Here is a 26,182-nt window from a genome sequence, read left to right on the forward strand (position 1 = left end):
AGGGGCCGATGATCCCCTCCGGGATTTTTCGATCTTTCGGCTACTTGCCGGCGCCGGCGCTGCCGCCGCCCGCGCTGCCTCCGGCCTGGCTGCCCATGTTATTCGTGTTGGTGCCGCCGGCCGATGGTTGCTGCGCGCCCTTGCTGTCGCTGGCCTCGTTCTGCATGTTCGACGACTTGCCGGTCGTCATTCCCTTGGTCGCGGGGCCGCGCGAGGAGGGGCCGACGTCGCCCTGACCGGAGGCGCCTGGAGCGGGTTGTGTCTGCGCGAAGGCACCACCAGCCGCGAGCGCCATGATGCACGCCGATGCCAAGATGATCTTTTTCATGGGATTCTCCTTGACGTTACATCCCCATACAATCCGCCCGCGCCAACGCCGTTCCTGCCGATTTGACGCCACCGCTTCAACTCTCTGCGGCCGAATGTCGGGGTTCCCGTCGCCATCGCCAGAGGTTATTCAGGATCCTCATTGTTTGTTGGGGGACGACGCATGAGGAAGATTGTCACCATCGGAGCGGCTCTGCTCTGGTCCACCATCGCGTTCGCGCAGGAGCGCACCATCACCGTGGCCTCGACCACCTCGACGGAACAGTCGGGCCTGTTCGGCCATCTGCTGCCGCTGTTCGAGAAGGCCGAGGGCATCAGCGTGAAGGTCGTTGCCGTCGGCACCGGCCAGGCGCTGGATATCGGGCGGCGCGGCGATGCCGACGTGGTGTTCGTCCACGACCGGGCTGCCGAGGACAAGTTCATGTCCGAAGGGCAGGGCGTGAAACGCTTCGACGTCATGTACAACGACTTCGTTGTCGTCGGGCCCAAGAGCGATCCCGCAAAGATCGCCGGAGGCAAGGATGTCACCGATGCGCTGCGCAAGGTCGCGGCAGCGAAGGCACAGTTCATCTCGCGCGGCGACAAGTCCGGCACGCACGCGGCCGAGCTCCGGCTGTGGAAGGAGGCGGGCGTCGACATCAGTGCCGGCAAGGACAGCTGGTATCGTGAGATCGGCCAGGGCATGGGCCCGGCGCTGAACATGGCGTCGTCGTCGAACGCTTATGTTCTGTCGGACCGCGGCACCTGGCTGTCCTTCAAGAATCGCGGCGAGCTCGCCATCCTGACCGAGGGCGACAAGCGGCTGTTCAACCAGTACGGCGTCATGCTGGTCGATCCGGCAAAGCATGCGAACGTGAAGGCGAAGGATGGGCAAGCCTTCATCGACTGGCTGGTCTCGCCGAAGGGGCAGGAGGCGATCGCCGGCTACAAGGTGGGCGGCGAGCAGCTATTTTTCCCCAACGCGTCCCACTAGCAGGAAGGCGACGGTCGACACCGCGACGCTGAGCGCGAGCAGGATCAGTCCGAGTCCGAGTGCCAGCGGCAGGTCGCCCTTGCTGGTCTCCAGCGCGATCGCGGTCGTCATCGTGCGCGTGAAGCCGCGGATGTTGCCGCCGACGATGATGATGGCGCCGACCTCGGCGATGGCGCGCCCGAAGGCGGCGAGAAAGGCCGTCAGCAGCGAGGTCCGGCCGAGCGCGAACAGCAGCGCCATGCAGCGGAAGACCGACAGCCCGTCGATCCGTGCGAGGTCGCCATATTCCGCCCACAGCAGGCTCGCAGGCCGGTGCACCAGCGCCACCACGATCGGGGTGGCGAGCAGCGTCTGCGCGATCACCATGGCGGCCGGCGTGAACAACAGTCCGGCCACCCCGAGCGGGCCGGACCGCGAGAGCAGAAGATAGAGCGCGAGCCCGACCACGACCGGCGGAAGGCCGAGCAGCGCGTTGGTCAGCACGATGATCACCTGCCGCCCGCGGAAACGCGTGATCGCGAGCAAGGCCCCGATCGGCGCGCCGATCAGCAGGGCAAGGATGCTCGCGGTCAGGCTGACGCGCACCGACAATGCGACGATGCCGAGCAGCTCGGCGTCGGCTTCGCCGATCAGCGAGAGCGCCGCGCCAATGGATCGTGCGAAGTCGTTCATCCGGCCTGACGCTGTTGCGCCGGCAGCAGATCGAGCACCAGTTCGGAGGGACGGCAGAGCCTGACGCCCTTCGGCGTCACGACGATCGGCCTGTTGATCAGGATCGGATGCGCCATCATCGTATCGAGCAGCTGATCGTCGGTCAGCGCGGGGTTGGCGAGCCCGAGCTCCGCATAGGGGGCAGCCTTCTCGCGGACTGCCTCGCGCACCGAAATTCCCATGCGTGCGATGAGCTGCTGCAGCAGGGCTCGCGATGGCGGTGTCTTCAGATACTCGACCACATGCGGCTCGATGCCGGCGTTCCGGATCGTCGCCAGCGTCGTGCGCGACGTGCCGCATTCGGGATTGTGGTAGATGATCACGTCCATTCGAAAGTCCCCGGGGCTCTGCAGCGGTTCGGCCGCTCTCATGGACCCCCGCGTATTCTCACCGTGGCGAGCCGGCAACAGGCCTCCTGCCGACTAGATCACGATTCACTGCGGAATTTCCAGAAGGATCGGCGTGGCTGGCCCGAACCGGAAGCGGCGAACCGCTCCCGACCCTGTCGGAAGCGGTTCATCGAGCGAGGTATCCGGGATCGGCTCGGCCGCCCGCGGTTGCAGCCTCAGCGTTTGACGGTGGCCGACGCCGAAATCCTGGGGGCAGCGTCGATGCTCTGCTGCCAATAGCGTTCGATCTGGTCGATCAAGGCAGGCGGCAGCGGGACGTAGTTGAGCGTCTGGGCCTCGGACTTTCCGTTTTCCAGCGACCAGCGGACGAAATCGATGGCGGCTGCCGATCGTTCCGGTGATTTCGGCGCCTTCGGCATCAGCACGAAGGTCGTCGCTGTGATCGGGTAGGCGTCGTCACCGGGCGCGTTGGTGAGCACGAGATGGAAATCCTTTTCCGCCTTCCAGTCCGCGCTTGATGCGGCCGCCTGGAAAGATGCGGCGTCGGGCACGACGTAATTGCCGGCGCTGTTCTGCACGATTCCGAAGGAAATCCGGTCGAGACGTTGCAGCGCGTAAGTGTATTCGAGATAGCCGATCGCGCCGGGAATGAGACCGACGAGCGAGGCGACACCATCATTGCCCCGGCCGCCGAGGCCAAGCGGCCACTCGACGGAGGTGCCTTCGCCCACGCTGGCTTTCCACTGCGGGCTGACCTTCGCGAGGTAGTTCGACCAGTTGAACGTCGTGCCGGAGCCGTCGATGCGATGGACCACCGTGATCGCAGCGTTCGGCAATCTGACGTCGGGGTTGATCTCGGCGATCGCGGGATCGTTCCAGGATTTGAGCCTGCCGAGATAGATGTCGGCGAGCACTTGCCCGGTAAAGCGGATCTGGCCGGGCTTGACGCCGTCGATATTGACCACGGGAACGACGCCTCCGATCACGATCGGGAATTGCATCAGGCCGAGCCTGTCCAACTCCCTGGGGTCGAGCGGCATGTCGCTGGCGCCGAAATCGACGGCTTCTTTCTTGATCAGGCCGAGGCCGATGCCGGAGCCGACGGCTTGATAGCTGACGACGTTTCCGGTCTTGGCCTTGTACGCGTCGGTCCATCTCGCCATCACGGGGGAAACGAAGGTTGAGCCGGCGCCTTTGGTTTCGGCTGCCATGCCTTGTGTGGCGACGAGCAGAGCGGTGAGGATGATTGATAGCCCGATGTGGTTCTTCATTTGCGCGACGCTAACAGGTGGGGCACGAAGCCGATGTGTTCGATCTCACAATTGCGTCGCGAGGCATTCGCGGCGGCCATTGCGCGCCGACTACACCACGCCGTCAGCTCCGCCGCGTCGTCCGATTGAGGGAGATCGCTGGCCCGGCCGGGCAGGGACGCAATTTGAGGCAAATTGCGCGCCAGGCGGCCAAATCGTGCCCTTTCGCGACCGGCAGCGGCTTTATTCCCGCCATGGATGCTTTAAGGAAGGGGCAGGATCAGGGTCGCAGGCGCCCGCCGGCGGTGCTAGAGCCTGATGCAGGAACAATGGGCCGGGCCGGGATTGGCTCGCCCGCAAGGATGAAGGATACGAGGCAATGATCCAGACGGTTGGCATCATCGGGGCAGGCACCATGGGGAATGGTATCGCGCAGGTCTGCGCGGCGGCCGGGCTCTCGGTCGTGATGGTCGACATTTCCGATGCGGCGGTGAACCGCGGGCTGTCGACCGTCGGCGGCAGCCTCGAGCGTCTGGTCAAGAAGGAGAAGATGTCGGCGGCCGATCGCGAGGCGGCGCTCAAGCGCATCACCGGCACCACCGACCGGGCGAAGCTTGCCGATTGCGATCTCGTCATCGAGGCCGCAACCGAGAACGAGGAGCTCAAGGTCAAGATCCTGAAGGATCTCTGCGCGACGTTGTCGCCGCGCACGCTGCTTGCGACCAACACCTCGTCGATCTCGATCACGAAGCTCGCTGCGGCGACCGATCGTCCCGACCGCTTCATCGGCATGCACTTCTTCAACCCGGTGCCGGTGATGGCGCTGCTGGAGCTGATCCGCGGCCTGCAGACCTCCGACGACACCCACGCCAAGGCCCTCGATTTCGCCAAGCGCGTCGGCAAGGTGGCGATCACCGCCAAGAACAGCCCGGGCTTTGCCGTCAATCGCATCCTGTGTCCGATGATCAACGAGGCGATCTTCGCGCTCCAGGAGGGGATCGCGACGGCGGAAGAGATCGACGCCGGCATGAAGCTCGGTTGCAACCATCCGATCGGGCCGCTGGCTCTGGCCGATCTGGTCGGGCTCGACACCATGCTTTCGGTGATGGAGGTCTTTTACAAGGGATTCAACGATCCTAAATACAGGCCGGCGCCGCTGCTCAAAGAGATGGTCGATGCAGGCCATCTCGGCCGCAAGACCGGGCAGGGCTTCTACATCTATAGCGCCTGATCAGGGCGCCGGCGGCGGGCCGTCAGTGTCCACCGCCGGATCCCGCAATTTGCGCTGCGACAAAGACGGACGTCGCGAATTGCGCCAGCATGGATGCGGGCGTTCCCTTCTCCCCTTGTGGGAGAAGGTGGCGCGAAGCGCCGGATGAGGGGTTGTTGCCGTAGACTCACTCGCTGAGGAGCACGCGGAGGCAGACCCCTCACCCGTCTCGCCGCTGTGCGGCGAGCCACCCTCTCCCACAGGGGGAGAGGGAAAGACGAAACGGACGAAGCAAAGATGTCGGATCGACTGAAGGCCGAGCGCGAGGCGGCGGCCGCGCGGCGGAACCTGTTGACCCAGGATGCGATCGAGCGCACCGGGATTACCGAAGAGATGATCGGGGAACTCGTCACCCGCTTCTATGGGCGCGTGCGCGAAGATGCACGGCTGGGGCCGGTGTTCGGGATCGTGCAGAATTGGGACGAGCATCTCGCCAAGCTCAGGGATTTCTGGTCCTCGGTCGTGCTGATGAGCGGCCGCTATCACGGCTCGCCGATGCGGGCGCATTTGCCGCTGAGCCTGGTGGGCGATCATTTCGACCGCTGGCTCGATCTGTTCGAGCAGACCGCGCGCGAGGTCTGCCCGCCGCCGGCGGCTGCACTCTTCATCGACAAGGCGCGCCGCATCGCCGACAGTTTTGAGATGGCATCGGCCACCGTCGCCGGTTCTATCGCCGCGCCGCGCCACGTGCTCAGGTCCTGATACGACCCGGCTGCCTGCAAAACATGCAGGGGCGTCGCGCTGCGTTTGCGCAGCGCGACGAATAGCGCGCCGCACCAATACCAACATCATCGGTCTGATCTGCAAAATCATCATGCCGCTCGCGCGGCGCGACGTTGAAATTGTGAAAACGCGCTTGAATGCGTTCATCGTCGCTCAATCAACGCGAGCAAAGCCATATTGATGCACTGCGGTGCCAATTCTTCGCCTTGTTTTCGGCAGAGTTCCAGCGCCTGCTTGTGGACATGTCCCGCGCATCCCTGACCGCCAATTCCACATCGTCCGAAAACTCCGGGGAGCCCGAAGCCGACGCTTGCGCCGACCAAACGCGGCGCACGGTCCTGCTCGGTGCGCTCGCCACCACCGCTTGCCTCGGTTGTTCCGGGCACGCGCGCGCAGATGAGGATCCGCCCGGCTCCGACGAACGGCCCCAGAAAGGCGATGTGCTCGTCTTCTCCGAAGGCGACAAGGAGGGAAAGCTGATCACCGCGGCCGACCTGCCGGCCGGCGGACCGCCGGTGCATGCCTGGCCGAAGGATCCCAAGACATCGGTGGTGCGCAGCGCCTCCCGGCTCAACGAGATCCTGATCATCAAGCTCGATCCCGCCGAGCTCGACGAGAAGACGGCCGCGCGTGCCGTCGACGGCATCATCGCCTATTCGGCGATCTGCTCGCATGCCGGTTGTCCCGTGACCGCCTGGGTGAAGAGCGATGTCGGCGACAAGGAGGTGTTCAAGTGCATGTGTCACAACTCCGAATACGATCCTCGTGCGGGCGCACAGGTCGTGTTCGGCCCGGCGCCGCGACGGCTCGCGGCGCTGCCGGTGGCGCTCGCTGACGGCTCGCTCAGCGTCGCCGGAAATTTCATCGGAAAGGTAGGTGGCGCGCAGCCAGGATGATGAACGCTGCGGGCCCGCGCCCGCGTCACGAGAGGCCGTATCCGCCGTTGGGCGGACGGCGGGACGAACGACAAGAATTCAACACAAGAATTCAAACGGATGAAAAGGGGAACGTCCATGACCAGGAAGCAATGGTACCTGTCCGGCTTCGTCGCCTTCACCTGCCTCGCCTCGACCGCCGCCGTGTCAGGTCCGATCGAGAATTACGCGCCGGTCACAGCGCAGCGGCTGGAAAATCCAGAGCCAAGCAACTGGATGCTCTATCGGCGCACCTATGACGGGCACGGCTATAGCCCGCTCGATCAGATCAACACCTCCAACGTGAAGAACCTCACGCCGGTCTGGACCTTTGCCACCGGCGTCGTCGAAGGTCACGAGGCGCCGCCGATCGTCAACAACGGCGTGATGTTCGTGGCGACCCCGATGGGGCAGGTGATCGCGCTCAACGCCAAGACCGGCGACGAATACTGGCGCTACAAGCGGCAGCTCCCCGACGATCTGTTCCAGCTGCACCCGACCAGCCGCGGCGTCGGCCTCTGGGAGGACAAGCTCTACCTCGCCACCACGGACGACCATGTCGTCGCGCTCGATGCCAAGACCGGCAAGGTGGTGTGGGACACCAAGGTGCAGGACTACAAGAAGGGCCAGTATATGACCCTGATGCCGCTGATCGTCGACGGCAAGGTCATTGTCGGCGGCTCCGGCGGCGAGTTCGGCGTGCGCGGCTATATCGCGGCCTATGATGCCAAGGACGGCAAGGAGCTGTGGCGGACCTTCACCATTCCAGGCGAAGGCGAGCCGGGCCATGACACCTGGCAGGGCGACGACTGGAAGAACGGCGGCGGCTCGGCCTGGATGACCGGCAATTACGACAAGGAGACCAAGACGATCTATTGGGGCGTCGGCAACGCCGCGCCATGGCCCGGCGAGACCCATCCCGGCGACAATCTCTACACCTCCTCGGTACTTGCGCTGGATCCGAGCACCGGCAAGATCAAGACCTATCACCAGTACCACCAGAACGATTCCTGGGACTGGGACGAGGTCGATGCGCCGATGCTGATCGACCTGCAGCGCGATGGCCGCAACATCAAGAGCCTGGTCCATCCGGGCCGCGATGCGATCTTCTGGGTGCTCGAGCGCACGCCGACCAAGATCAACTATGTCGCCGGCTGGCCGTTCGTCTCGACCGACGTCTGGAAGGGCATCGAGCCCGAGAGCGGCAAGCCGATCGTCGACCCCGCGCACAAGCCGGTGATCGGCAAGCGCGTCGAGTTCTGTCCGTCGCTGTGGGGCGGCAAGGACTGGCCGTCGGCGGCCTACAGCCAGAAGACCGGCCTCGTCTACGTGCCCGCCAACGAGAACTTCTGCGGCGGGTTCACCGGCGAGAAAGTCGCGCTCAAGCCGGGCGAGCTCTGGCTCGGCACCAAGCCGGAAGACATCGGCCTGAAGACGAAGCCGGGCGCGGATCATTTCGGCGAGCTGCAGGCCTGGGATCCCACCACGGGCAAGAAGGTGTGGCAACACAACTTCCCGAAGTCGCAGCTGTTCGGCTCGGTGACGGCGACCGCGGGCGATCTCATCTTCGTCGGCGGCACCAATGACCGCAACTTCCGAGCCTTCAACGCCAAGACCGGCGAGCTCCTGTGGGAGCAGAAGACCAACTCCGGCATCATGGGCATGCCGGTGTCCTATGAGATCGACGGCACCCAATACATCGCGATCCAGTCGGGATGGGGCGTCGACGCGCAACGCATCCAGGACGCGCTGGTGACCAACAACATCGGCATCGAAGCCAATGTGCCGCAAGGCGGCGTGATCTGGGTGTTCGCGCTGAAGAAGTAGCTCCGCGGCGGATCGAAAGAAGCGGAGCAGCAGGGGGGTGGCGAATGCGGCGGACGGCGACGTCCGCCGCATTTTTGCGTGTATGATGACGCGCCCTTGTCGCACACGATCGTCACGCCCGGGCTTGTCCCGGGCATCCACGTTCTCTGTGCCGTGGTAAAGGTCGTGGATGGCCGGGACAAGCCCGGCCATGACGGTGCGGCACGTCAGTATGCAACACCTCAAAGCAGCACTACTTCCCCAAACGCTCCACCTTGTCCTTTTCCTTCTGGTTCATCTCGCGAACCTTGGGATCCGGGTTGTGTTGTCCGGTGGTCTGGGTGGTCGAGGGAGGCGGGGCGTTGGCGTTGGGCAGCGAGTTCTGGTCCGGCGTGGTGGGGCGCGTCGCGGTAGCCGGTGGCGTCGTGTTGCTCTGGGCGAATGCGCCGGAGGCGGTCACAAGAAAGGCGCCCGACAGCAACGAGACTGCGAGCGCCTTTGAGATATTTGTCATCGATCTGCTCCTGTCAGATCGATGGAAACGGCGCGAGACCGCTTGTGTTCCGTCTCGCGCCTCTGTTCCGTCTCACGCCTCCAATTGCTTGCCGATCGGAAGCGAGCGGATGCGTTTTCCGGTCGCCGCGAAGATCGCATTGATCAGCGCCGGTGCGAATGGCGGAACACCGGGCTCGCCGACGCCGCTCGGCGGCGTGTCGGGTCCGGGCGGCACGATGTAGACGTTGGTCACCACGGGAGATTCGTCCATCCTGACGACCTGGAAGTCGTCAAAGTTCTTCTGCTGCACCTTGCCATCCTTGAAGGTGATCTCGCCGTATTTGGCGAGGCTCAGCCCCATGATCGCCGCGCCTTCGATCTGCGAGGCGATGCGCTCGGGGTTGACATAGGTGCCGCAATCGATCGCCGTGTCGACCCGTGGCACCGTCAGCTTGCCCTTGTCGTCGACGGCGACCTCGACGATGGTCGCGATGTAGCTGACGAAGCTGCGGTGCACTGCGATGCCAAGGCCGTGGCCCTTCGGTACCTTGCGTCCCCACTCACCCTTCTCGGCGACCAGTTCGACCACCTTGCGCAGGCGCGCGGTGTCGATCGGGTAGCTCTCCTGGGGCTCGCCGTAGTTCCAGAGGTCTTTCACCTCCGGTTTGACGATGCGCGGGCTTCCGATCAGCGCGAGCAGCGTCTCCTTCTGGTCGCGGCCGGTGGCTTGCGCGATCTCGCCGACCATTGATTGCACCGCGAAGGCGCGCGGGATGTTCGAGACCGAGCGGAACCAGCCGATGCGGGTGAACGCCGCGGCTTCCGGGTTCTCGCACGAGATGTTGGCGATCTCGAACGGCATGTCGACGAGGCCCATGCCGATCTCGAACGGGGCCTGGTGCACGGTCCCGGCAGCGAACGTCGAGGCGATGCTGGGGGCCACGCTGCGATGGCGCCAGGCAACAACCTTGCCGCTCTTGTCGAGGCCGGCCTCGATCCGCTCGACCGAGACGGTATGCAGGAAGCCGTTATGGATGTCGTCCTCGCGCGTCCACTGCACCTTCACCGGTGCGCCGAGCTCTTTCGAGAGCAGCGCGGCCTCGAGTGCAAAGTCGCATTTCGACTTGCGCCCGAATCCGCCGCCGAGCAGCGTGACGTTGACCGTGACGTTGGCCTCGGGAATGCCGAGCGTCTTGGCGACGTCCTCGCGGGTGCCGCCGGGGCTCTGCACCGGCGCCCAGATCTCGGCCTTGTCGCCCTTGACGTCGGCGACCGCCACCGGCGTCTCCATGCTGACATGAGCAAGATGCGGGACGTAGTACTCGCCGACGATCACCTTGTCGGCGCCCTTCAGGGCAGCGTCCGCATCGCCCTCCTTGCGCAGGACGAGGCCGGGCTTGCGCGAGGCCTCCTCGAGCTCCTTGCGGTACGCGACGGAGTCGTATTTGCCATTGGCGCCGTCGTCCCAGACCAGTTTCAACGCATCCCGGCCCTTGATCGCCGCGCCGGTGTTGCGCGCGATCACCGCGACGCCGCCGAGCGGCTGGAATTTGGACGGCCATGGCCAGCCTTGAACCTTCAGCACCTTCTCGACGCCGGCGACCTTCAGCGCCGCATCGGGATCGAACGAGACCAGCTTGCCGCCGGTTACCGGCGGGCGGGCGATCACGGCATATTTCATGCCCGGCAGCCGCACATCGGCGCCGTAAATCGCCTTGCCGGTGGTGATGTCGTGGAGATCGACGATGCCGACCTGGCCCTTGCCGAGATACCGGAAATCCCGGGGATCCTTCAGCTTGAGGCCTTCGATGGCAGGCACCGATTCCTTGGCGGCGTCGGCGGCGAGCTCGCCGAAACCGAGCTTGCGGCCGCTGGTGCTGTGGACGACCTCGTGATTGACAGCCTTGACCTCGGTCGCCGGCACGCCCCAGCGCTTCGCCGCGGCCTGCTCCAGCATGGTGCGGGCGGAGGCGCCGATCTGGCGCATCGGGATCAGGTAATGCCGCGTGCTGCGCGAGCCGTCGGTGTCCTGGTTGCCGAACTTGACCTCGTTGCCATGGGCCTGCTGCACCTTGACCCTGGACCAGTCGGCCTCCATCTCCTCGGCCACGATCAGCGGCAGGGAGGTGCGGACGCCGGTGCCCATTTCCGAACGGTGACCCACGATGGTCACGATGCCGTCGGGCGCGACCGAAACGAACACGCGCGGATCCACCACGACGCCGTGTGGCATCTTTCCGGCGCCGGTCTCGTAGGCCAATGCCTGGCGCGACATCACGGGTGCGGCGAGCACGAAGCCGCCGGTGATGCCGAGCCCTTTCAGGATGCTGCGGCGCGAGACCTTCTCGATCTTGATGTTCTTTTCGAAGCCACGGAGCTTGCCGGGATTGTCGATGAAATTCATGTCACACCCCCGTCGATGCGAGATGGACCGCGTTCTCGATGCGCTGGTAGCAGCCGCAGCGGCAGATGTTGCCCGACATCGACTGGCGGATCTGGTCGTGCGACGGCTTTGGATTGTCCATCAGAAGCGCGGCGGCCTGCATGATCTGACCGGCCTGGCAGAAGCCGCATTGCGGCACGTTGACCTGGCGCCAGGCCTTCTGCACCGGATGATCGCCGTTCGGATGCAGCCCTTCGATCGTGGTGACCTCGCGTCCGGCGACGTCGTTGACCGACGTGATACAGGCGCGCACGGCTTGCTTGTCGACGATGACGGTGCAGGCGCCGCACAGGGCCTGGCCGCAGCCGTACTTGCTGCCGGTCAGCCCGGCTTCGTCACGCAGGAACCAGAGTAGCGGGAGATCCGGGTCGCCGTCCCAGCTCTGTTCCTGGCCGTTGATCTTCACCTTGATCATGATCGTCCCTCGCTCTTCATAAGCATGCCAAATTCAAAACTCGTCGACGCCGGTCGGCGCCGGTTCGTGCCTAGTCGCGCCACAGCCCGCCGTCGTCCCGCGCGGGCAAATCCCGGAGGGAGGCAGGAACGCCGATGGCGATGTCTGGATGTGCTCGATACCTCCCGTTTTTGTTCTTAATTGATTGAACGTTGTGCGGCATCGTGACGGCGCGATCGTAGCAGAGGTCGCGCCGGCCCGGCGTTCACAGCCGGGTGTTCTCACCGGAAAAAGATTGCATCGACGGTTTGTCAAAAGCAGGGCGCGTCATCGCGCCGCGTGGACCGGGCGTTCGCAAACAGGGGTTGCGATGAAAAAAGCTTCGTCCGCCAGAAAGACTGCGCGGACGAAGCAAGGTGCCTCAGTCGAGGGAGGGAGAAACGCAGGGGCCGGGAACTTCAAGACGGAAGTTGGCGGCGCTGCGCAGTCATTCAGAGACCAGGACTGAGGGAGCCAATCACGCTCGCATACGCGTAGCTTGCAGGGGCGGCGGCATCGCCGCGACTGTCCCGGAGCCGGGCCCGTCCGGCTCGCTGGCACTGATCGAGGCCAGCGAGCGGATAGGGCATCGTGAACGTCCGACCGCCTTGCTCAGGCGGCCTTGTTCAGGCCGCTTTGGCTTTGGCGACGTGGGTCGCGATCGCGTCCATCAGCGCTGGTGACAGGCAATCATAGGGCTCGAGCCCGATTTCCTTCAGCCGCGAACGGATGCCCGCCATCTGCTCCGGCTTCACGCCCGCTTCGATCACCGAGGAGACGAAGGCGGCGAATTGCGGCGCCTGCGAGCCCTGCTCCTGGAACAGCTCGGGATGAATGAAGTCGAGACCGTAGAACGGGTGGCCCTTGTTCTCGATGCGGCCGTACATGTGGGTGCCGCACGCCTTGCAGGCGTAGCGCTGGATCACTGCGGAGGGATCGACGATCTGGAGCTTGTCACCGTTCTCGAGCACGGTGACGTTCTGGCGCGGCACCACGGCGACGACGGAGAACGTCGCGCCCTGCGGCTTCCAGCATTTGGTGCAGCCGCAGGCGTGATTGTGGGCGACGTCGCCCTTGATGCCGACCTTGACCTGATGGTCCGTGCATTTGCAGGCCAGCGTGCCGCCGGCAAAGCTGCCGCTGCCCTGTTTGAGGCCGTTGTCGATCGATGGATGGAGTGCAACAGTCATGGGTCGATCCTCCTTGGGGTGACGCTTTCGAGCTAGTAGACGACGACTGAACGGATGGATTTGCCCTCGTGCATGAGGTCGAAGCCCTTGTTGATCTCCTCGAGCTTGAGCACGTGGGTGATCATCGGATCGATCTGGATCTTTCCGTTCATGTACCAGTCGACGATCTTCGGCACGTCGGTGCGGCCGCGGGCGCCGCCGAAGGCCGTGCCGCGCCAGTTGCGCCCGGTGACGAGCTGGAACGGGCGGGTGGCAATCTCCTTGCCGGATTCGGCAACGCCGATGATGATCGAGGTGCCCCAGCCGCGATGGCAGGCTTCCAGTGCCTGGCGCATCACCGTGGTGTTGCCGGTGCAATCGAAAGTGTAGTCGGCGCCGCCATCGGTGAGGCCGACGAGGTGCTGGACGATGTCGCCGGTGATCTTCTTGGGGTTGACGAACTCGGTCATGCCGAACCTGCGGCCCCAATCCTCCTTGGAGTCGTTGATGTCGACGCCGATGATCTTGTCGGCGCCGGCCATCTTGGCGCCCTGGATCACGTTGAGGCCGATGCCGCCGAGGCCGAACACGACTACGTTGGAGCCCGGCGTGACCTTCGCGGTGTTGACGACGGCGCCGACGCCGGTGGTGACGCCGCAGCCGATGTAGCAGCTCTTGTCGAAGGGGGCGTCCTCGCGGATCTTGGCGACCGCGATCTCCGGCAGCACGGTGAAGTTCGAGAAGGTCGAGCAGCCCATGTAGTGGTAGACCGGCTTGCCCTTGTAGGAAAAGCGGCTGGTGCCGTCGGGCATCACGCCCTTGCCTTGCGTCGCGCGGATCGCGGTGCAGAGATTGGTCTTCTGGCTGAGGCAGCTTTTGCACTGCCGGCATTCCGGCGTGTAGAGCGGGATGACGTGGTCACCCGGCTTCACCGAGGTCACGCCAGGACCGATCTCGCGGATGATGCCTGCGCCCTCATGTCCCAGGACCGACGGGAAAATTCCCTCGCTGTCGAAGCCGTCGAGCGTGTAGGCGTCGGTATGGCAGATGCCCGTCGCCTTGATCTCGACCAGGACTTCGCCGGCCTTCGGTCCTTCCAGATCGAGCTCGACGATCTCGAGCGGCTTCTTGGCTTCGAAAGCGACGGCGGCACGTGTCTTCATTGGTAGCTCCTCAAATTCTCGCAAGATGCCAAGAGGTGGTCTCGGCAGCCTCGGCAACGTTCATTTATGGCCCATGCAGGCCTCTTCCGCCTTGGTGTAGGCCTCCGGTTTCTCCTCCTTCTTGGAGGGACGCTGCCGGCCCCATGCTTCGGTGGAGCGGGCGCGCAGATAGACGTACAGATCGTCCATGTAGCAGGCGACGTTCGGATTATCGCCGAAGGCGGGCATGACATTCTCCTGCGCGGTCGAGATGTTCTTGCGACCGGAGGCGACGACGCCGAGGAAGTCGCCATAGCTCATGGTCTTCACGGAATCCTTGAGCGCCGGCGCGTAGGTGGAGCCCATGCCGTCAGGCCCATGGCAGACGTGGCAGTCGGAGTGATAGCGGCGGTATCCGGAATAGGTGAACCAGTCCACGGTGCCGTCGGAAATCTTGTAGGTCGGAGTGCCGTCCTTATCGAGCCACTTTCCGTCGTCTTCCTTCTTCACGGCGGTCGGATCGCCCGGACCGTCCGCGACCGCAATTCCTCCGGACGCAACCAAGATCATCGCAGCAATGACAGAGCAGATTTTACGCAAGAGATTCATCCTCGAAGGAGCCCGGGGGAGACGAGCCGGCGCGTGGGGTTGATTCCACGCGCCGGAGCGATGCTGATGGGCCTAGTTCGGCAGCGCGAACACGGTCAGCGTACCGCCGAGTGCCGTGTAGTTGCTGAGAGCCGCGTAGCCACCGACCGCGCCGAGACCTGCGGTCGGATCGGTCAGGCCTGCCGCCAGACCGATGCCGGCCCAGCCGCCGACGCCGGAGAGCACTGCGACATACTGCTTGCCGCCGTTCTCATAGGTGGTGACGTTGCCGATGATGCCGGAGGGAGTCTTGAACTTGTAGAGCTCCTTGCCGGACTTGGCGTCGACCGCCTTCAGGTAGCCTTCGAGCGTGCCGTAGAACACCACGCCGCCGGCGGTTGCGAGCGCACCCGACCAGACCGAGAACTGCTCCTTGTTCGACCAGACGATCTTGCCGGTCTTGCCGTCCCAGGCGATGAAGTTGCCCATGTGGGTTTCACCCGCCGGCGGATACATCGAGAGCGTCGCGCCCACATAGGGCTGGCCCGCGGTGTAGCTCACCTTGAACGGCTCGTAGTCCATGCAGACGTGGTTGGTCGGAACGTAGAACAACTGCGTGTCCGGCGAGTAGGCTGCCGGCTGCTCGTCCTTGGTGCCGAGCGCGGCCGGGCAGATGCCCTTCACGTTGACGTCCTCGCCCGCCTTGTCGGTCGAAGCTGCGTCGAGCACCTTCGGACGGCCGTAGGTCGGCGAGTTCTTGTCCATGTCGACGCCGGAGGTCCAGTTCACCTTCGGATCGTACTTTTCGGCGACCAGCAGTTCGCCGTTGGTGCGGTCCATGGTGTAGGCGAGGCCGTTACGGTCGAAATGCGTCAGCAGCTTGCGCGGCTGGCCGTTGATCGACTGGTCCGAGAGGATCATCTCGTTGACGCCGTCATAGTCCCATTCGTCGTGGGGCGTCATCTGATAGACCCACTTGGCGACGCCGGTATCCGGGTTACGCGCCCAGATCGTCATCGACCATTTGTTGTCGCCGGGACGCTGCTTCGGATTCCAGGTCGAGGGGTTGCCCGATCCGTAGTAGACGAGGTTCAGCTCGGGATCGTAGGAGATCCAGCCCCAGGTGGCACCGCCGCCGATCTTCCACTGATCGCCCTGCCAGGTCTTCAGGCTGGAATCCTTGCCGATCGGCTTGCCGAGCGCGGTGGTCTTGTCGTCGACCAGGAGCTGGTTGTCCGGTCCTTCCGAATATCCGCGCCATGCCAGCTTGCCGGTCTTGATATCGTAAGCCGACATATGGGCCTGGACGCCGAACTCGCCGCCGGAGATGCCGATCAGCACCTTGTCCTTGACGACCATGGGGGCCGACGTGCCGGTCTCGCCCTTGCTCGGATCGCCATTCTTGACGGTCCATGCAACTTGACCGGTCTTGACATCGAGCGCGACGAGGGTGGTGTCGGCTTGATGCAGGAAGATCTTGCCGTCGCCGAAGGCCAGGCCGCGGTTGACCGTATCGCAGCACATCACCGGGATGACGTTCGGATCCTGCTTCGGCTCGTACTTCCAGACGATCTTGTTCTCGTTGGAAAGGTCAATGGCATAGACCTTGTTCGGGAACGGCGTGTGGACGTACATCATGTTGCCGATGATCAGCGGGCCGCCTTCATGGCCACGCAGCACGCCGGTCGAGAAGGTCCAGGCCACCTGGAGCTTGCCTACGTTCTGTGCGTTGATCTGGTTGAGCTTGGAATAGCGGGAATTGGCGTAGTCGCCGGTCGGCATCACCCAGTCTTTCGGGTTCTGCGACATCTTGACCAGCTCGTCATTGGCTGAGGCGCCCCCGACGGCGAGCGCCGCCGCGGAGCCAAGAAAGGTCGCCAGTAGCACCTTGCGCATAGTTATTCCTCCGTTGGTCTCGTTTATTGTTTCCGAAGCAATACTGATTCACCGGGCTTCTCGTCCGGCGTCTGCTCGTGCAGGGCGGTCACGATTGGGACCAGAAACGATGCTGTGCTGTTTCCTCCTCCTGATGAGAGCCACGGGTCCACGTGCAGGAGCGGCCCGTTCTTGTTGTTCCTGCCGCAATCCCTAACGACTTCGTCATCGGGAAACTTGCCCAAGAGAGAAGCCGGTTTGCTTCATAGCGCACGGACGCGAAGATTTTGATTTTGCAGTAGCGAATTCAGCGGCTTCCGCATCGCTTTTGCAGTGCCTTCAACGCTCAGGTTCCCCTTGACGGCGCTGCAACTAAGGCGGAGGATTAAGTTTCAAGGGTGGCAATGGAACGATGGCGCTCGTGCCAAAAGACCGCTCAAATTCGAGGTAAACGTCACGCAATCACGGCTGAGGGCTCCGGCAGCGCTGGTCGCGATTCGCGTCTCTCCGGATCAAACCAGTGGCTGGATTAATGTCCGACACCATTCACACGCTCTCGACGACCGGCATGACGCCGAAGCGCCAGATCCAGAGCTGGATCGACGGGCTGACGAGCCTGTGTGGGCATTTCGACGTCGATCCGCTGGAGGCGTCCTCGCTCGAGGGCCGCATCGACTACACCAGCGTCTCGCGCCTGAAGCTCTGCCAGATCGAAGTGAGTCAGCATCGCATTGCCCACACGCTGGCGCGCGCCAAGGCCAACGAGCATCCGTACATCAAGATTCACTTCCAGACTTACGGCGTGTCCTATTTCGAGCAAGAAGGCCGCCACATCGAGATCAACCCGGGCGACATCATCGCCTATGACGTCTCCTGCCCGCATTCGATCATCAGCCCGGCCTTCACCCGTCACGACGTCGTGATCGTGCCGAAGGCGCTGCTGCGCGACCGCGGATTCCCGTCGCAGCGGATGCCCGCCTGCAAGCTGTCGTCGAAGACAGGGACGGGGCGGATCGCCCACGATTTCGTTCATGCGACCTTCGACGAGGCGGCAAAGCTGTCGGCAAACAGCGCGGTCGGCGTCGCCGATTCGCTGATCGACCTGTTGCTGCTGCCGCTGCGCGAAGCCGACACGATGTTCGACCGTGTCGGGCCGGAAGCGATGTATGTGCGCGCGCAGTTCTTCATCCGCGAGCACCTGCGCGACCCGGATCTGTGCATCGACCAGATCTCGACCGAGCTCGGCTGCTCCAAGCGCTATCTGCATATGCTGTTCTCGGAGCGCGGCACCACGGTGAGCGACTACATCTGGCAGGCGCGCCTGCAGAACTGCCGCCAGGAGCTCGAGGCCCACGCCGGCAAGACCATCACCGACGTCGCGTTCTCCTGGGGCTTCTCCAGCTCATCGCATTTCAGCCGGGTGTTCCGGAAATATTTCGGCGTGGTGCCGTCCTCGATCCACAAGGCGCAGCAGGCCACCGCGAGTTCGGGCGAGCACTAAAGCGCGATGCGACTTTTCCGGATCATGCTTTAGGCGGGCGCCGAGGCAGCTCCGGCGGTTTCAGTGCCGCTCACGCAGCAATTGCCGATCAAGCAGCCGTCGAAATGTAGGGAATGCTGGCCAGCAGCGCGGCAAGCAGGACCGCGTTGCACAGCATCCCGCTCCAATGCAGCCGTCGCAGCCGACGGGGGGCCTCGGTGTCGCCGGCATCGCCGGCGCTGAGCTGATTGTCCATCCGCGCCATGAACCGACGGCGGCCGCTGATCGCCAGAGCTGCAAGCAGGCCGACGACCGTCGCGAAGACGAGCTGGCCAGCGAGCAGGAAGGCCACGGTCCCGATAATCCCGGCTGCGCCCATCACCAGGAAATGGGCATTGAACATTCCGCGCAGCAACAGTGCGACGGGCCGGACATCGAGCTTCACCAGCAGAAAGGCGGGCGAAGCCAGCGTGAAATAACCCATCGGAAAGAGCAGGATGATCATGGCGGCCACGGCGAGCGAATCCGGCGTCATGCGATCGGCCTTTCTAGCTCGTGCGGTTGCTATCCTTCGACAGCGACGCACAATCATAGCGGGAAAATGCCGTTCCGACACTAGGCTTTGGTCTACGGGCCGTGCACGCCGTGCCAGGCCTCAAGCCGGCTCGAGGCCGAGAGACTTCGCGCTCTCGATCCAGATCGGCAGTTCGCGCTGATACAGGGCGTTGCTCTCCTTGAAGCCGATTGCGGGTTCGAGCACGAAGGTCGTGAGAACTTCCTTCACTTTCGGATCGTTGTTGGCGGCAACGCAGAGCTCCGCCAGGCGGTCGACGACCGCTTGCGGCGTCGCCTTCGGCACGGCCCAACCGGAGAAGCCGCTCACGGTGAAGAATTTCGAGGTCGCGCCCTGCTCCGGAAGGGTCTTGATAGCAGGGATCGCGTCGACCTTCTTCGAATGCACCGCGAACACGGTGCCGCGGTCGCTTTGCAGGACCGACTGCGCCGCCGTGTAGCTGCCCATCGCGGCATCCAGCGTGCCTTCGAGCATCCCCGTCCACATCGGGGCCTCGCCGCGGTAATGGACCGGCTCGATGGACAGGCCATACTGCTTGTTGAGTTCGTTGATCGTCATGTGCGGGGCCGAGCCCGCGCTATAGGTGCCGAAATTCACCTTGCCGCTCTTGCGTGCGAACGCGACGAAATCCTCCAGCGTCTTGACGCCGGTCTTGGGGTTCGCGACCAGCAACAGGCCGGCGCCCGGAATGACGCTGACGAGCGCCAAATCCTTGTCCATGTCGTAGCCGGGATTCTTCATCACCACCCGGTTCATGATGTAGGTGGTCGAGATCGAGCACAGCATGGTGTGGCCGTCGGGCTCGGCGCGAGCGACCTCGGCCGTGCCGATCGCGCCGGAGGCGCCGGGCTTGTTCTCGACGACGACGGTCTTGCCGACCTGCTTTGAGATGAACTCACCGTAGGCGCGCGCGAGCAGGTCGGTCTGCCCGCCGGCGGGATAGCTGCAAATCATGCGAATCTGCCGCGACGGCCACGCGGCCTGCGCCGAGGCGCCGCGCATGACGAAGGGCATCGCAAGTGCGGTGGTACCGGCGGCGACGAAGTGGCGGCGATCGAATTTGGCGGTCATGATTCCCTCCTGATTTTGGCCGAACCTACTGCATCAGGCTGGCGCCGCCATGGCCGGCGAGCGAGACAGATTGGCGCATTCCGTCGGACAGAGTGGGGCATGGTGGGCGCGGCGTTGTGCCCCGGACGCAGCGCAGTGCTCCTTCAGCGGTGCGCTGCTGAGCCGGGTCCCATGCCTCGACCGCAAGCTATGCCGCATGGGTCCCGGCTCTGCGCCGCAACGCTGAGGGGCGTTGCAGCGCGTCCGGGACACCAGAGCCTTTCCAATCACCGCTGAATGATCTTCATCCAGACATCGCCCAGGATCGCAGGCTCGCGCGGTGGCAGGTAGGTGAGCCCAGCCTGCTTGCCGAATTCTGCGATCTTGCCTTCGGCCGCGAGCCCCGTCAGCGCCTTGTTGACGGCGTCGATCAGCGCGCCATCGCTGGCCAGTCCGACATAGCCGCGATTGGCGCCGATCGGATAATAGTATCCGGACGACGTGATCGCCGTGTCCGGATGCGCGGCGCGATGGGCGTCGAAGCGGCCGAGGTCGATCAGCGTCGCGTCATGGTCGCCGCGCTGGAGTGCGCCCAGCAGATCGTCGCGGCCGGGGACGAGATGGGTGATGTTGTCGATCAGCCGTCCCTTGTCGAAGGTCATCAGGATGGCGTCGCCGAGCGAGCCGCTTTCGATGACGAGACGAAGGCCTGCGAGATCGCCGATGTCGCCGATCTTGCGCCCGCTTGCCTTCGGCCCGAGCACGACCGTCATCGGCGAATAGACGTAAGGCTGGCTCGGCGCGAGCACGCCGAGTGCGACGCGGCGCCTCCGATCGTCGCGCGTGGCCCCGGCGAAGTCAGGCAAGCGCGCCGTCTTCATCCCGGGGGCGACGAGCGAATCCTGCGTCAGCGCGTAGCCGCCGACGAGCGAGCAGCGGCGATCCGAGAGCAACGCGTTGGCCTCGAGCTGGGGGCTCGAATCCTCGTCCAGCTTGCTCTCGAACCACTGGATCGTCAGCTTCCGTCCGAGCCGCTCAGCCATTGCCTGCGCAAGCAGCACGTCGAAGCCGGCATCCGGCTTGCCGCGGTGGTGCATCGAGAACGGCGGCCGGTCCTCGTCGAGACAGATCTTCAGGGGATCGTCGGCCGCAACAGCGACCGACGCCATCGTCGAAAGAACGGCCGCAATGCTCCATGCAGCACGCCGGCCCCTCATGGCTTCCTCCGGCTGGAGATGAAGGCCCAGAGGGAGCCGATCTCCTCGTCGTTGAGGATATCGCCCCACGGCGGCATCTTGTTGTTCTTGCCGTTCTTCACTGTGGTGATGAAGCGGGTCTTGTCGTCGGGGATGGCACGCAGGTCCGGCGTGATCGTGCCGGAGTTCATCAGATTGGGGCCATGGCAGTGCGAGCATTTCGAAGCATAGGTCGACTTGCCGTGGTCGATCTGTGCCTGCATGGGATTGCCGGTTGCGTCGTCCGCGGCGCGAACGGTCGCCGCAAGCGCGACCGTCAGCCCCGCGACGGCGGCGAGGACCGCCGCCGTCCTGTGAGATGGCTTTCTCAGCATCATGCCGTGGATTACTGCTTGACCGCAAAGACCCACAGCGAGCCGCCGGGCGGCACGTTGGCAAGCCGCTCGTCGCCGGAGAACAGCGAGTAGACGCCGCCATAGCCGCTGGTCACCGCGACATACTGCACGCCATCCTGCTGCCAGGTCACCGGCTGGCCCTCGATGCCGGACCCGGTCTGGAACTGCCAGAGCTTCTTGCCGGTGTCGGCATCGAAGGCCTCGAACTCGCCGGTTAGGGCACCCGAGAACACGACGCCGCCCGCGGTCGACAGCACGCCCGAGAAGCGTGGAATGTCGCTCGGCGCTTCCCATTTCGACTTGCCGGTCATGGGATCGATCGCCTTGAGATGACCGCGCGGCCCGTCGCCGTACTCCCAGAGGTCGGTCAGGTCCATCCCGAGATACCATTCACCCTGCTTGAAGGTGACGGGCTCCGTCTTGTACCTGCCACCGAAGGCGAGCGTGTTGGCATAGGCAAGGCCGGTCTGCGGGTTGAAGGACATCGGCTCCCAGTTCTTGCCGCCGAGGATCGACGGATAGACCGTGACCTTCTTGCCCTCGCGCGCGTCCTTAGACACGTCGGTCTCGATCGGACGTCCCGTCTTCATGTCGATGCCGGTCGCCCAGTTGACCTTCACGTAAGGATTGGCCGCGAGCAGCTTGCCGTTGGTGCGGTCGAGCACGTAGAAGAAGCCGTTGCGGTTGGCGTCCATCAGCACCTTGGTCGGCTTGCCCTCGACATTCATGTCGGCGAGGACCATCTCGGCCACGCTGTCATAGTCGAACGGGTTGTTCGGCGAGAACTGGTAGTGCCACTTGATCTTGCCGGTCTTGGGATCCATCGCCAGCACGGAGCAGGTGTAGAGATTGTCGCCGGGACGCACCGCCGAGTTGAACGGGCCGGGATTGCCGATGCCCCAATAGATCGTGTTCAGCTCGGGGTCATAAGACCCCGTGATCCAGGTCGAGCCGCCGCCGAGCTTCCAGGTATCGCCCTTCCAGGTATCGCCGCCGGGCTCTTCCGGCGAGGGGATCGAATGGGTGCGCCAGAGATGCTTGCCCGTCGCGGGATCCCAGCCGTCGATGAATCCCCTGGTGCCGAACTCGGCGCCGGAGATGCCGGTGATGACGACGCCGTCGGCAACCAGCGGCGCCACCGTCATCGAATAGCCTTCCTTGATGTCGGCCGCCTTCTGCCGCCACAGCTCCTTGCCGTTCTTGGCGTCGAGCGCGATCACGTTGGCGTCGAGCGTGGTGCGGAACACCTTGCCGTCATAGAGCGCCGCACCGCGGTTGATGATGCCGCAGCAGACGATGCGCGGCGTCTCGGCGGGATATTCGACCTTGGTCTTCCAGATCTGCTTGCCGGTCTTGGCGTCGACCGCCATGGTCGCGTTGTGCGAGGTCACGTAGATCACGCCCTGGTACACCAGCGGTTGCGATTCCTCGCTGCGATCGTCGTTGAAAGAGTAATTCCAGACCGGGACGAGGTTCTTGACGCTGTCCTTGTTGATCTGGTTCAGCGTCGAGAAGCGCTGCAGATTGTAGCCCATCCCGTAATTGAGAACGTTCGATGTATCAGTCGCGCCCTTGACCAGTTGCTCGGTGGTCTGTGCGCTTGCACAAGTCGATGCAAGCATGACGAGGCTCGCGGCCATCGCAAAGCGTTTCATCCGTTCCTCCCAATATGCGCGCCTTTTGACGCTGCGGGAGCAACACTCCGTCGGAAACCAAAACGCGTCAATACGAAAGTCGTAAGTGTCGTGTCGATATCGTTGAACAGGCGCCGGTCACCTTACGGAAACCTGACGGCCGTAGACTTCCACTTGCGTGGAGACGCTGAAAAAATTCCGCAACGCGAAGCAGCTTCGGCGTAGGTTGTCGGGGCGGAAGCCAGGTTCCCCGGGGTTGTCGCGCGCGCAAGTTGCAGTTACGGACTTGAACCTGGGACTGCTTGTGGATTTATGTCGTCGTGTCCCCGCCCGAACCGGGGCTCTTCATCTGGAGGTCTTGATGATTTCGCGTCGCTCAGTTGCACTTGCGCTCACCATTGCATTGTTGTCCGGTCCGGCGTGGTCGGCCTCCGGCAACGCGGTCAAGTTGTTCGACACCGACAATGACGGCACGCTCGATCTCGCCGAGGTGAAGAAGGCGGCCGCCGCAACGTTCGCAAAGCTCGATCCCGATCATGACGGCACGCTCGATGCGCGCGAATTGCGCGGACGGTTGACGGCGAAAGAGCTCGCCGCGGCCGATCCCGATCGTGACGGGACCCTGACGCTCGACGAATATCTGTCCGTGGTCGAGCAGCGCTTCAACGCGGCCAATCCCGACAAGGACGGAACGCTGGATGCGAAGGAGCTGAACTCGCGCGCCGGGCGCGCGCTGCTGCGATTGTTGCGGTGAGCGGTGCAATCGGAACAGTCGTGACGCGGTGGCGTTTGGGAGCATTTCCGCTCCGAAACTCGGAACATCAGGCTGCTCGGCCTGTTCTCTTCGCGACGTCCTGCTCGGCGCCGGGGCAGCGCCGCGGGAGAAGAGGAGATGCAGATGAACACGAAACGTTCCGTTCTTGCTGCCTGCGCGATCCTGGCGTTGAGCGCCGGAGTCGCGGTCGCCGGCCCGTGCAACACGGGCAGCGCCAGCACTGACAAGGATGCCGGTTCTGGTCCCGTGACGGTGGGCGCAGCGCAGTCGCCCTCGTCCAGTTCAGCGGGCGACACCAGCCAGCATCCGCCGACCAGCACGATGAACCGTGCAAGTGGCGAAACGCCGGCTTCATCCGAAGATGCGCAGCGGCAGATGCAGAGCCAGCCGACGGCGGCTCAGCGGGCCGAAGGTGCCAAGCCGGACGCCGCAATGGCCGACAAGGGCTGCTGACGGCGACGTGCCATTCGTGTCGATTCGACGTGCGGTGCGTCGCACAAGACGGTGTCTCGCAGGTCGTGCTTGACCAAGAGGGAACTGGCTTTGTCCGAGAGAGAAACGCAGCCGCGAAGAATCGACACGGACGCGCTCGGCAGGCGAATCGAGGCTTGAACTGCAACTGACGCAGCCCTAGGTTTTGCGCCGCGCGATGTCGCGCTCAATACCTTGGGGAGACCCCGAATGGCTTGGAAAGCTCCGAAGATCGTGGAAGTGCCGGTCGGCATGGAAATCAACATGTACGCCTGCGCTGCGCGCAAGTAAGACTGACGACCTGCCGCGGCTTTGACGGTGAACGCCGTCGAAGCCGTGGCAGTGTCGGATCCCGAGCCTGGCATCATTGTGCTTCTTGCCACCGACGCGATGATACGCCTGCGATGAAACGCCTGCGCAGGCTGCAATCATCTTCTTTCAAAATCTAGACCACGCTCTTGCTGCAGTGTGTTACGCTGATGGCCGGTCAGCGCTGCTGCCGCATCAAAGCGGCGCGCGCCTTCGGGGTACGGGGATGCGCGGCGGAGCTCGCAGATTTCTGATGGTGATTGCCTGCGCGGTCGCGCTGATACCGACGCATGGGCACGCCGAGGAGGGCTTCGATACCGAGCACATCTTCGGCTTCATGATCGGCACCGATGTCGGCAATCCCGGCGAGCGCGAATTCCAGAGCCAGACGACGGGGCGCTTCGGCAAGGGCGGCGGCACCTATCGCGCTCTTGAGAAAGAGGTCGAGATCGAGATCGTGCCGCTGCCGAACTTCCGCATCGAGGTCGGCGCCGCCGCCAGCTTGCACGATATCACCGGCGTCCCCGACATCGACGACCGCCGTCAGATCAACTTCCAGGGCGCCTCGCTCGACCTGCGTTATCGCCTGCTCGACCGCGAGCGCGCGCCGTTCGGCCTCACCATCGCCGCCGAGCTCCACGGCGACCGCATCGACGAGACCAGCGGCGCGAAGGGGCGGATGTACGGCACGGAATTCACCCTCGCCATCGACCGCGAGCTCATCCCGAACTTTGCCATCGGCGCCCTCAACCTGATCTATCAACCGGAATGGGCGCGCTTCGAGGTGGCGGGGCAGTCCGAGAAGAGTTCGACGATCGGTGCGGCGTTCGCCGGCCTGGTGCGCGCGCGGCCCAACATGCTGCTCGGCGGGGAGCTGCGCTACTTCCGGCAATATGAAGGCATCGGCCTCGGCGAGTTTTCAGGCCAGGCCCTGTTCGTCGGCCCGACCGCCTATTTCCAGCTCTCCGAGCGCTCGCGGCTGACCTTGAGCTGGAGCATGCAGGCCTGGGGCCGGCCGGCCGGAGCGGGCGGCAATCTCGACCTCGTCAATTTCGAGCGCCACCAGGCCCGGATGGTGTTCGGCGTCAATTTTTAGCAGAGAGCGTCGTCATGCCCGGGCTTTGCCTTGCCTGGGAGCCCGGGAAGAGCCAGTTCCCGCCCCATTTCTCGCCCGGATCTGAAACTTCCGCTTCCGTGGTACGTAACCTTTCGTGCTAATCTTGACCGCCACTTGCGAGAGGATCCCGGCATGAACCCGATTGACCTGGTGGTGACTGTGTGTGCGGTGCTCTCGCCTGCGACCTGCGAGGAACAGCATTTGATGTTCAACTATGGTGGGTCGCCGCGGCAATGCGCGATGGCCGCGCCCCCCTATATCGCGCAATGGGTCGGCGACCATCCGAAATGGCAGGCGGTGCGGTGGCGCTGCGAATATCCGCACCCGAACGACAAGGCGTGAGGCGTCTCGCTACTTGCTGCAGTCCTTCAGATCCTTGTCGGCGATCGAGAACACCGCATCCGCCCTGATCTCGATGTCGCGAACGACGCACTGCCGCGCACTGGGATAGCTGACCTTGGCGTCGTAGCGGCCCGGCTCGACGCCGGTGATGCGCAGCCGCTCGTCGTGGTCGACCTCCTTGTCCTTGTCGTTCAAGCACTGGTTCGGGCCCCAGTCGGTCTTGCCGGCGGGCGAGAGCTGGAAGCCGGAGATCGTCTCCGTCGTCAGGTTCCAGAGCCTAATGCCCTTGCCCTTGGCCTGCGCGGCGGCTTCGCCGGCAAGCGTCAACGACGCGATCAAAGCTAGAACCCAACGCATCAGCCAGTCCTCC

General features: G+C 64.0%; 28 protein-coding genes. 11 read left to right on the forward strand and 17 right to left on the reverse strand.

Going from position 1 to position 26,182, the window contains the following annotated elements; translation table 11 throughout:
- Positions 1-40: 40 nt before the first annotated feature.
- Complete coding sequence (locus XI04_RS00590) at positions 41-328, reverse strand: hypothetical protein (protein WP_028142718.1); 288 nt, start codon at positions 326-328, stop codon at positions 41-43.
- A 162-nt stretch (positions 329-490) separates the two neighbouring features.
- Here XI04_RS00590 and XI04_RS00595 point away from each other — a divergent pair, with 162 nt between their 5' ends.
- Positions 491-1,300: an extracellular solute-binding protein gene (locus tag XI04_RS00595; RefSeq protein WP_271610404.1), complete on the forward strand. Its 810-nt coding sequence runs from the start codon at positions 491-493 to the stop codon at positions 1,298-1,300.
- Here XI04_RS00595 and XI04_RS00600 read toward each other — a convergent pair.
- The 3 genes from XI04_RS00600 to pstS form a co-directional block, all read right to left on the reverse strand.
- Complete coding sequence (locus tag XI04_RS00600) at positions 1,274-1,972, reverse strand: ABC transporter permease (RefSeq protein WP_028142716.1); 699 nt, start codon at positions 1,970-1,972, stop codon at positions 1,274-1,276. The two genes, XI04_RS00595 and XI04_RS00600, sit on opposite strands and share 27 nt — an antisense overlap.
- Complete coding sequence (arsC, locus tag XI04_RS00605) at positions 1,969-2,340, reverse strand: arsenate reductase (glutaredoxin) (RefSeq protein ID WP_049801793.1); 372 nt, start codon at positions 2,338-2,340, stop codon at positions 1,969-1,971. Before arsC ends, XI04_RS00600 begins: the two co-directional genes overlap by 4 nt.
- A gap of 236 nt (positions 2,341-2,576) precedes the next feature.
- The gene (gene pstS / locus XI04_RS00610) at positions 2,577-3,632 is read right to left on the reverse strand and encodes a phosphate ABC transporter substrate-binding protein PstS (protein WP_038973414.1); all 1,056 of its coding nucleotides are present in this window, start codon (positions 3,630-3,632) and stop codon (positions 2,577-2,579) included.
- Positions 3,633-3,990: 358 nt separating this feature from the next.
- Between pstS and XI04_RS00615 the strand changes: the two genes are divergently transcribed.
- The 4 genes from XI04_RS00615 (at position 3,991) to XI04_RS00630 (ending at position 8,345) form a co-directional block, all read left to right on the forward strand.
- Positions 3,991-4,842, forward strand: a complete 852-nt coding sequence (locus XI04_RS00615; RefSeq protein WP_095427042.1) for a 3-hydroxybutyryl-CoA dehydrogenase — start codon at positions 3,991-3,993, stop codon at positions 4,840-4,842.
- A gap of 276 nt (positions 4,843-5,118) precedes the next feature.
- Entirely contained in the window at positions 5,119-5,583 is a 465-nt protein-coding gene (locus tag XI04_RS00620; RefSeq protein ID WP_038973413.1) for a group III truncated hemoglobin, read from the forward strand.
- A gap of 263 nt (positions 5,584-5,846) precedes the next feature.
- Positions 5,847-6,500: a QcrA and Rieske domain-containing protein gene (locus XI04_RS00625; RefSeq protein ID WP_028142713.1), complete on the forward strand. Its 654-nt coding sequence runs from the start codon at positions 5,847-5,849 to the stop codon at positions 6,498-6,500.
- 117 nt (positions 6,501-6,617) lie between these two features.
- Positions 6,618-8,345 carry a methanol/ethanol family PQQ-dependent dehydrogenase gene (locus XI04_RS00630; protein WP_028142712.1) on the forward strand — a complete coding sequence of 576 codons (1,728 nt, stop codon included), beginning with the start codon at positions 6,618-6,620 and terminating at the stop codon, positions 8,343-8,345.
- Positions 8,346-8,577: 232 nt separating this feature from the next.
- Here the strand turns inward: XI04_RS00630 and XI04_RS00635 are convergent, their stop codons facing one another.
- From XI04_RS00635 to xoxF5, 7 genes are all read right to left on the reverse strand, one after another.
- Positions 8,578-8,838, reverse strand: a complete 261-nt coding sequence (locus XI04_RS00635) for a hypothetical protein (protein WP_028142711.1) — start codon at positions 8,836-8,838, stop codon at positions 8,578-8,580.
- A 72-nt stretch (positions 8,839-8,910) separates the two neighbouring features.
- Positions 8,911-11,223, reverse strand: a complete 2,313-nt coding sequence (locus XI04_RS00640; RefSeq protein ID WP_271610405.1) for a xanthine dehydrogenase family protein molybdopterin-binding subunit — start codon at positions 11,221-11,223, stop codon at positions 8,911-8,913.
- 1 nt (position 11,224) lies between these two features.
- On the reverse strand, positions 11,225-11,677 hold the full coding sequence (locus XI04_RS00645) for a (2Fe-2S)-binding protein (protein WP_212475573.1): 453 nt from the start codon (positions 11,675-11,677) through the stop codon (positions 11,225-11,227).
- A gap of 644 nt (positions 11,678-12,321) precedes the next feature.
- Complete coding sequence (gfa, locus tag XI04_RS00650; protein ID WP_212475575.1) at positions 12,322-12,885, reverse strand: S-(hydroxymethyl)glutathione synthase; 564 nt, start codon at positions 12,883-12,885, stop codon at positions 12,322-12,324.
- Between the two features lie 32 nt (positions 12,886-12,917).
- Positions 12,918-14,027, reverse strand: coding sequence for an S-(hydroxymethyl)glutathione dehydrogenase/class III alcohol dehydrogenase (locus XI04_RS00655; RefSeq protein ID WP_018320736.1), 1,110 nt, complete (start codon positions 14,025-14,027; stop codon positions 12,918-12,920).
- A 60-nt stretch (positions 14,028-14,087) separates the two neighbouring features.
- Positions 14,088-14,576 (reverse strand): c-type cytochrome, methanol metabolism-related, encoded by a 489-nt coding sequence (locus XI04_RS00660; protein ID WP_028142708.1) that lies wholly within the window; start codon positions 14,574-14,576, stop codon positions 14,088-14,090.
- Positions 14,577-14,687: 111 nt separating this feature from the next.
- A complete protein-coding gene (gene xoxF5 / locus XI04_RS00665) occupies positions 14,688-16,490 on the reverse strand; it encodes a lanthanide-dependent methanol dehydrogenase XoxF5 (protein ID WP_028142707.1) in 1,803 nt (600 codons plus the stop codon).
- A gap of 511 nt (positions 16,491-17,001) precedes the next feature.
- Here xoxF5 and XI04_RS00670 point away from each other — a divergent pair.
- Positions 17,002-17,970, forward strand: a complete 969-nt coding sequence (locus tag XI04_RS00670; RefSeq protein WP_018320733.1) for a helix-turn-helix domain-containing protein — start codon at positions 17,002-17,004, stop codon at positions 17,968-17,970.
- Positions 17,971-18,058: 88 nt separating this feature from the next.
- On the opposite strand, the gene XI04_RS00675 is transcribed toward XI04_RS00670, so the two are convergent.
- The 5 genes from XI04_RS00675 to XI04_RS00695 form a co-directional block, all read right to left on the reverse strand.
- Positions 18,059-18,484, reverse strand: a complete 426-nt coding sequence (locus XI04_RS00675) for a hypothetical protein (protein WP_212475577.1) — start codon at positions 18,482-18,484, stop codon at positions 18,059-18,061.
- Between the two features lie 120 nt (positions 18,485-18,604).
- Positions 18,605-19,594 carry a Bug family tripartite tricarboxylate transporter substrate binding protein gene (locus XI04_RS00680; protein WP_028142705.1) on the reverse strand — a complete coding sequence of 330 codons (990 nt, stop codon included), beginning with the start codon at positions 19,592-19,594 and terminating at the stop codon, positions 18,605-18,607.
- A 266-nt stretch (positions 19,595-19,860) separates the two neighbouring features.
- Positions 19,861-20,790: a substrate-binding periplasmic protein gene (locus tag XI04_RS00685; protein ID WP_212475579.1), complete on the reverse strand. Its 930-nt coding sequence runs from the start codon at positions 20,788-20,790 to the stop codon at positions 19,861-19,863.
- The gene (locus XI04_RS00690; protein ID WP_028142703.1) at positions 20,787-21,143 is read right to left on the reverse strand and encodes a c-type cytochrome; all 357 of its coding nucleotides are present in this window, start codon (positions 21,141-21,143) and stop codon (positions 20,787-20,789) included. The genes XI04_RS00685 and XI04_RS00690 overlap by 4 nt, the downstream gene beginning before the upstream one ends.
- An 11-nt stretch (positions 21,144-21,154) precedes the next feature.
- Complete coding sequence (locus XI04_RS00695; RefSeq protein WP_018320727.1) at positions 21,155-22,819, reverse strand: methanol/ethanol family PQQ-dependent dehydrogenase; 1,665 nt, start codon at positions 22,817-22,819, stop codon at positions 21,155-21,157.
- Positions 22,820-23,159: 340 nt separating this feature from the next.
- On the opposite strand from XI04_RS00695, the gene XI04_RS00700 reads away from it, so the two are divergent.
- The 5 genes from XI04_RS00700 (at position 23,160) to XI04_RS00720 (ending at position 25,812) form a co-directional block, all read left to right on the forward strand.
- The gene (locus XI04_RS00700; protein WP_028142702.1) at positions 23,160-23,552 is read left to right on the forward strand and encodes an EF-hand domain-containing protein; all 393 of its coding nucleotides are present in this window, start codon (positions 23,160-23,162) and stop codon (positions 23,550-23,552) included.
- Between the two features lie 144 nt (positions 23,553-23,696).
- On the forward strand, positions 23,697-24,026 hold the full coding sequence (locus XI04_RS00705) for a hypothetical protein (RefSeq protein ID WP_244429147.1): 330 nt from the start codon (positions 23,697-23,699) through the stop codon (positions 24,024-24,026).
- 228 nt (positions 24,027-24,254) lie between these two features.
- Positions 24,255-24,335, forward strand: coding sequence for a pyrroloquinoline quinone precursor peptide PqqA (gene pqqA, locus XI04_RS00710; protein ID WP_012029362.1), 81 nt, complete (start codon positions 24,255-24,257; stop codon positions 24,333-24,335).
- A 271-nt stretch (positions 24,336-24,606) separates the two neighbouring features.
- Complete coding sequence (locus XI04_RS00715) at positions 24,607-25,449, forward strand: hypothetical protein (protein WP_271610406.1); 843 nt, start codon at positions 24,607-24,609, stop codon at positions 25,447-25,449.
- A 153-nt stretch (positions 25,450-25,602) separates the two neighbouring features.
- Positions 25,603-25,812, forward strand: a complete 210-nt coding sequence (locus XI04_RS00720; protein WP_018320724.1) for a hypothetical protein — start codon at positions 25,603-25,605, stop codon at positions 25,810-25,812.
- Between the two features lie 9 nt (positions 25,813-25,821).
- Here the strand turns inward: XI04_RS00720 and XI04_RS00725 are convergent, their stop codons facing one another.
- Positions 25,822-26,169 carry a hypothetical protein gene (locus tag XI04_RS00725; protein WP_028142699.1) on the reverse strand — a complete coding sequence of 116 codons (348 nt, stop codon included), beginning with the start codon at positions 26,167-26,169 and terminating at the stop codon, positions 25,822-25,824.
- Between the last annotated feature and the right edge of the window lie 13 nt (positions 26,170-26,182).

The organism is Bradyrhizobium sp. CCBAU 11430, assembly GCF_028128855.1.
GTDB lineage: Bacteria > Pseudomonadota > Alphaproteobacteria > Rhizobiales > Xanthobacteraceae > Bradyrhizobium > Bradyrhizobium ottawaense.

Coding starts and splice junctions, on each gene's coding strand:
- XI04_RS00590 (WP_028142718.1), bottom strand. CDS start 328: ATGAAAAAGATCATCTTGGCATCGGCGTGCATCATGGCGCTCGCGGCT.
- XI04_RS00595 (WP_271610404.1), top strand. CDS start 491: ATGAGGAAGATTGTCACCATCGGAGCGGCTCTGCTCTGGTCCACCATC.
- XI04_RS00600 (WP_028142716.1), bottom strand. CDS start 1,972: ATGAACGACTTCGCACGATCCATTGGCGCGGCGCTCTCGCTGATCGGC.
- arsC (WP_049801793.1), bottom strand. CDS start 2,340: ATGGACGTGATCATCTACCACAATCCCGAATGCGGCACGTCGCGCACG.
- pstS (WP_038973414.1), bottom strand. CDS start 3,632: ATGAAGAACCACATCGGGCTATCAATCATCCTCACCGCTCTGCTCGTC.
- XI04_RS00615 (WP_095427042.1), top strand. CDS start 3,991: ATGATCCAGACGGTTGGCATCATCGGGGCAGGCACCATGGGGAATGGT.
- XI04_RS00620 (WP_038973413.1), top strand. CDS start 5,119: ATGTCGGATCGACTGAAGGCCGAGCGCGAGGCGGCGGCCGCGCGGCGG.
- XI04_RS00625 (WP_028142713.1), top strand. CDS start 5,847: ATGTCCCGCGCATCCCTGACCGCCAATTCCACATCGTCCGAAAACTCC.
- XI04_RS00630 (WP_028142712.1), top strand. CDS start 6,618: ATGACCAGGAAGCAATGGTACCTGTCCGGCTTCGTCGCCTTCACCTGC.
- XI04_RS00635 (WP_028142711.1), bottom strand. CDS start 8,838: ATGACAAATATCTCAAAGGCGCTCGCAGTCTCGTTGCTGTCGGGCGCC.
- XI04_RS00640 (WP_271610405.1), bottom strand. CDS start 11,223: ATGAATTTCATCGACAATCCCGGCAAGCTCCGTGGCTTCGAAAAGAAC.
- XI04_RS00645 (WP_212475573.1), bottom strand. CDS start 11,677: ATGATCAAGGTGAAGATCAACGGCCAGGAACAGAGCTGGGACGGCGAC.
- gfa (WP_212475575.1), bottom strand. CDS start 12,885: ATGACTGTTGCACTCCATCCATCGATCGACAACGGCCTCAAACAGGGC.
- XI04_RS00655 (WP_018320736.1), bottom strand. CDS start 14,027: ATGAAGACACGTGCCGCCGTCGCTTTCGAAGCCAAGAAGCCGCTCGAG.
- XI04_RS00660 (WP_028142708.1), bottom strand. CDS start 14,576: ATGATCTTGGTTGCGTCCGGAGGAATTGCGGTCGCGGACGGTCCGGGC.
- xoxF5 (WP_028142707.1), bottom strand. CDS start 16,490: ATGCGCAAGGTGCTACTGGCGACCTTTCTTGGCTCCGCGGCGGCGCTC.
- XI04_RS00670 (WP_018320733.1), top strand. CDS start 17,002: ATGTCCGACACCATTCACACGCTCTCGACGACCGGCATGACGCCGAAG.
- XI04_RS00675 (WP_212475577.1), bottom strand. CDS start 18,484: ATGACGCCGGATTCGCTCGCCGTGGCCGCCATGATCATCCTGCTCTTT.
- XI04_RS00680 (WP_028142705.1), bottom strand. CDS start 19,594: ATGACCGCCAAATTCGATCGCCGCCACTTCGTCGCCGCCGGTACCACC.
- XI04_RS00685 (WP_212475579.1), bottom strand. CDS start 20,790: ATGAGGGGCCGGCGTGCTGCATGGAGCATTGCGGCCGTTCTTTCGACG.
- XI04_RS00690 (WP_028142703.1), bottom strand. CDS start 21,143: ATGCTGAGAAAGCCATCTCACAGGACGGCGGCGGTCCTCGCCGCCGTC.
- XI04_RS00695 (WP_018320727.1), bottom strand. CDS start 22,819: ATGAAACGCTTTGCGATGGCCGCGAGCCTCGTCATGCTTGCATCGACT.
- XI04_RS00700 (WP_028142702.1), top strand. CDS start 23,160: ATGATTTCGCGTCGCTCAGTTGCACTTGCGCTCACCATTGCATTGTTG.
- XI04_RS00705 (WP_244429147.1), top strand. CDS start 23,697: ATGAACACGAAACGTTCCGTTCTTGCTGCCTGCGCGATCCTGGCGTTG.
- pqqA (WP_012029362.1), top strand. CDS start 24,255: ATGGCTTGGAAAGCTCCGAAGATCGTGGAAGTGCCGGTCGGCATGGAA.
- XI04_RS00715 (WP_271610406.1), top strand. CDS start 24,607: ATGGTGATTGCCTGCGCGGTCGCGCTGATACCGACGCATGGGCACGCC.
- XI04_RS00720 (WP_018320724.1), top strand. CDS start 25,603: ATGAACCCGATTGACCTGGTGGTGACTGTGTGTGCGGTGCTCTCGCCT.
- XI04_RS00725 (WP_028142699.1), bottom strand. CDS start 26,169: ATGCGTTGGGTTCTAGCTTTGATCGCGTCGTTGACGCTTGCCGGCGAA.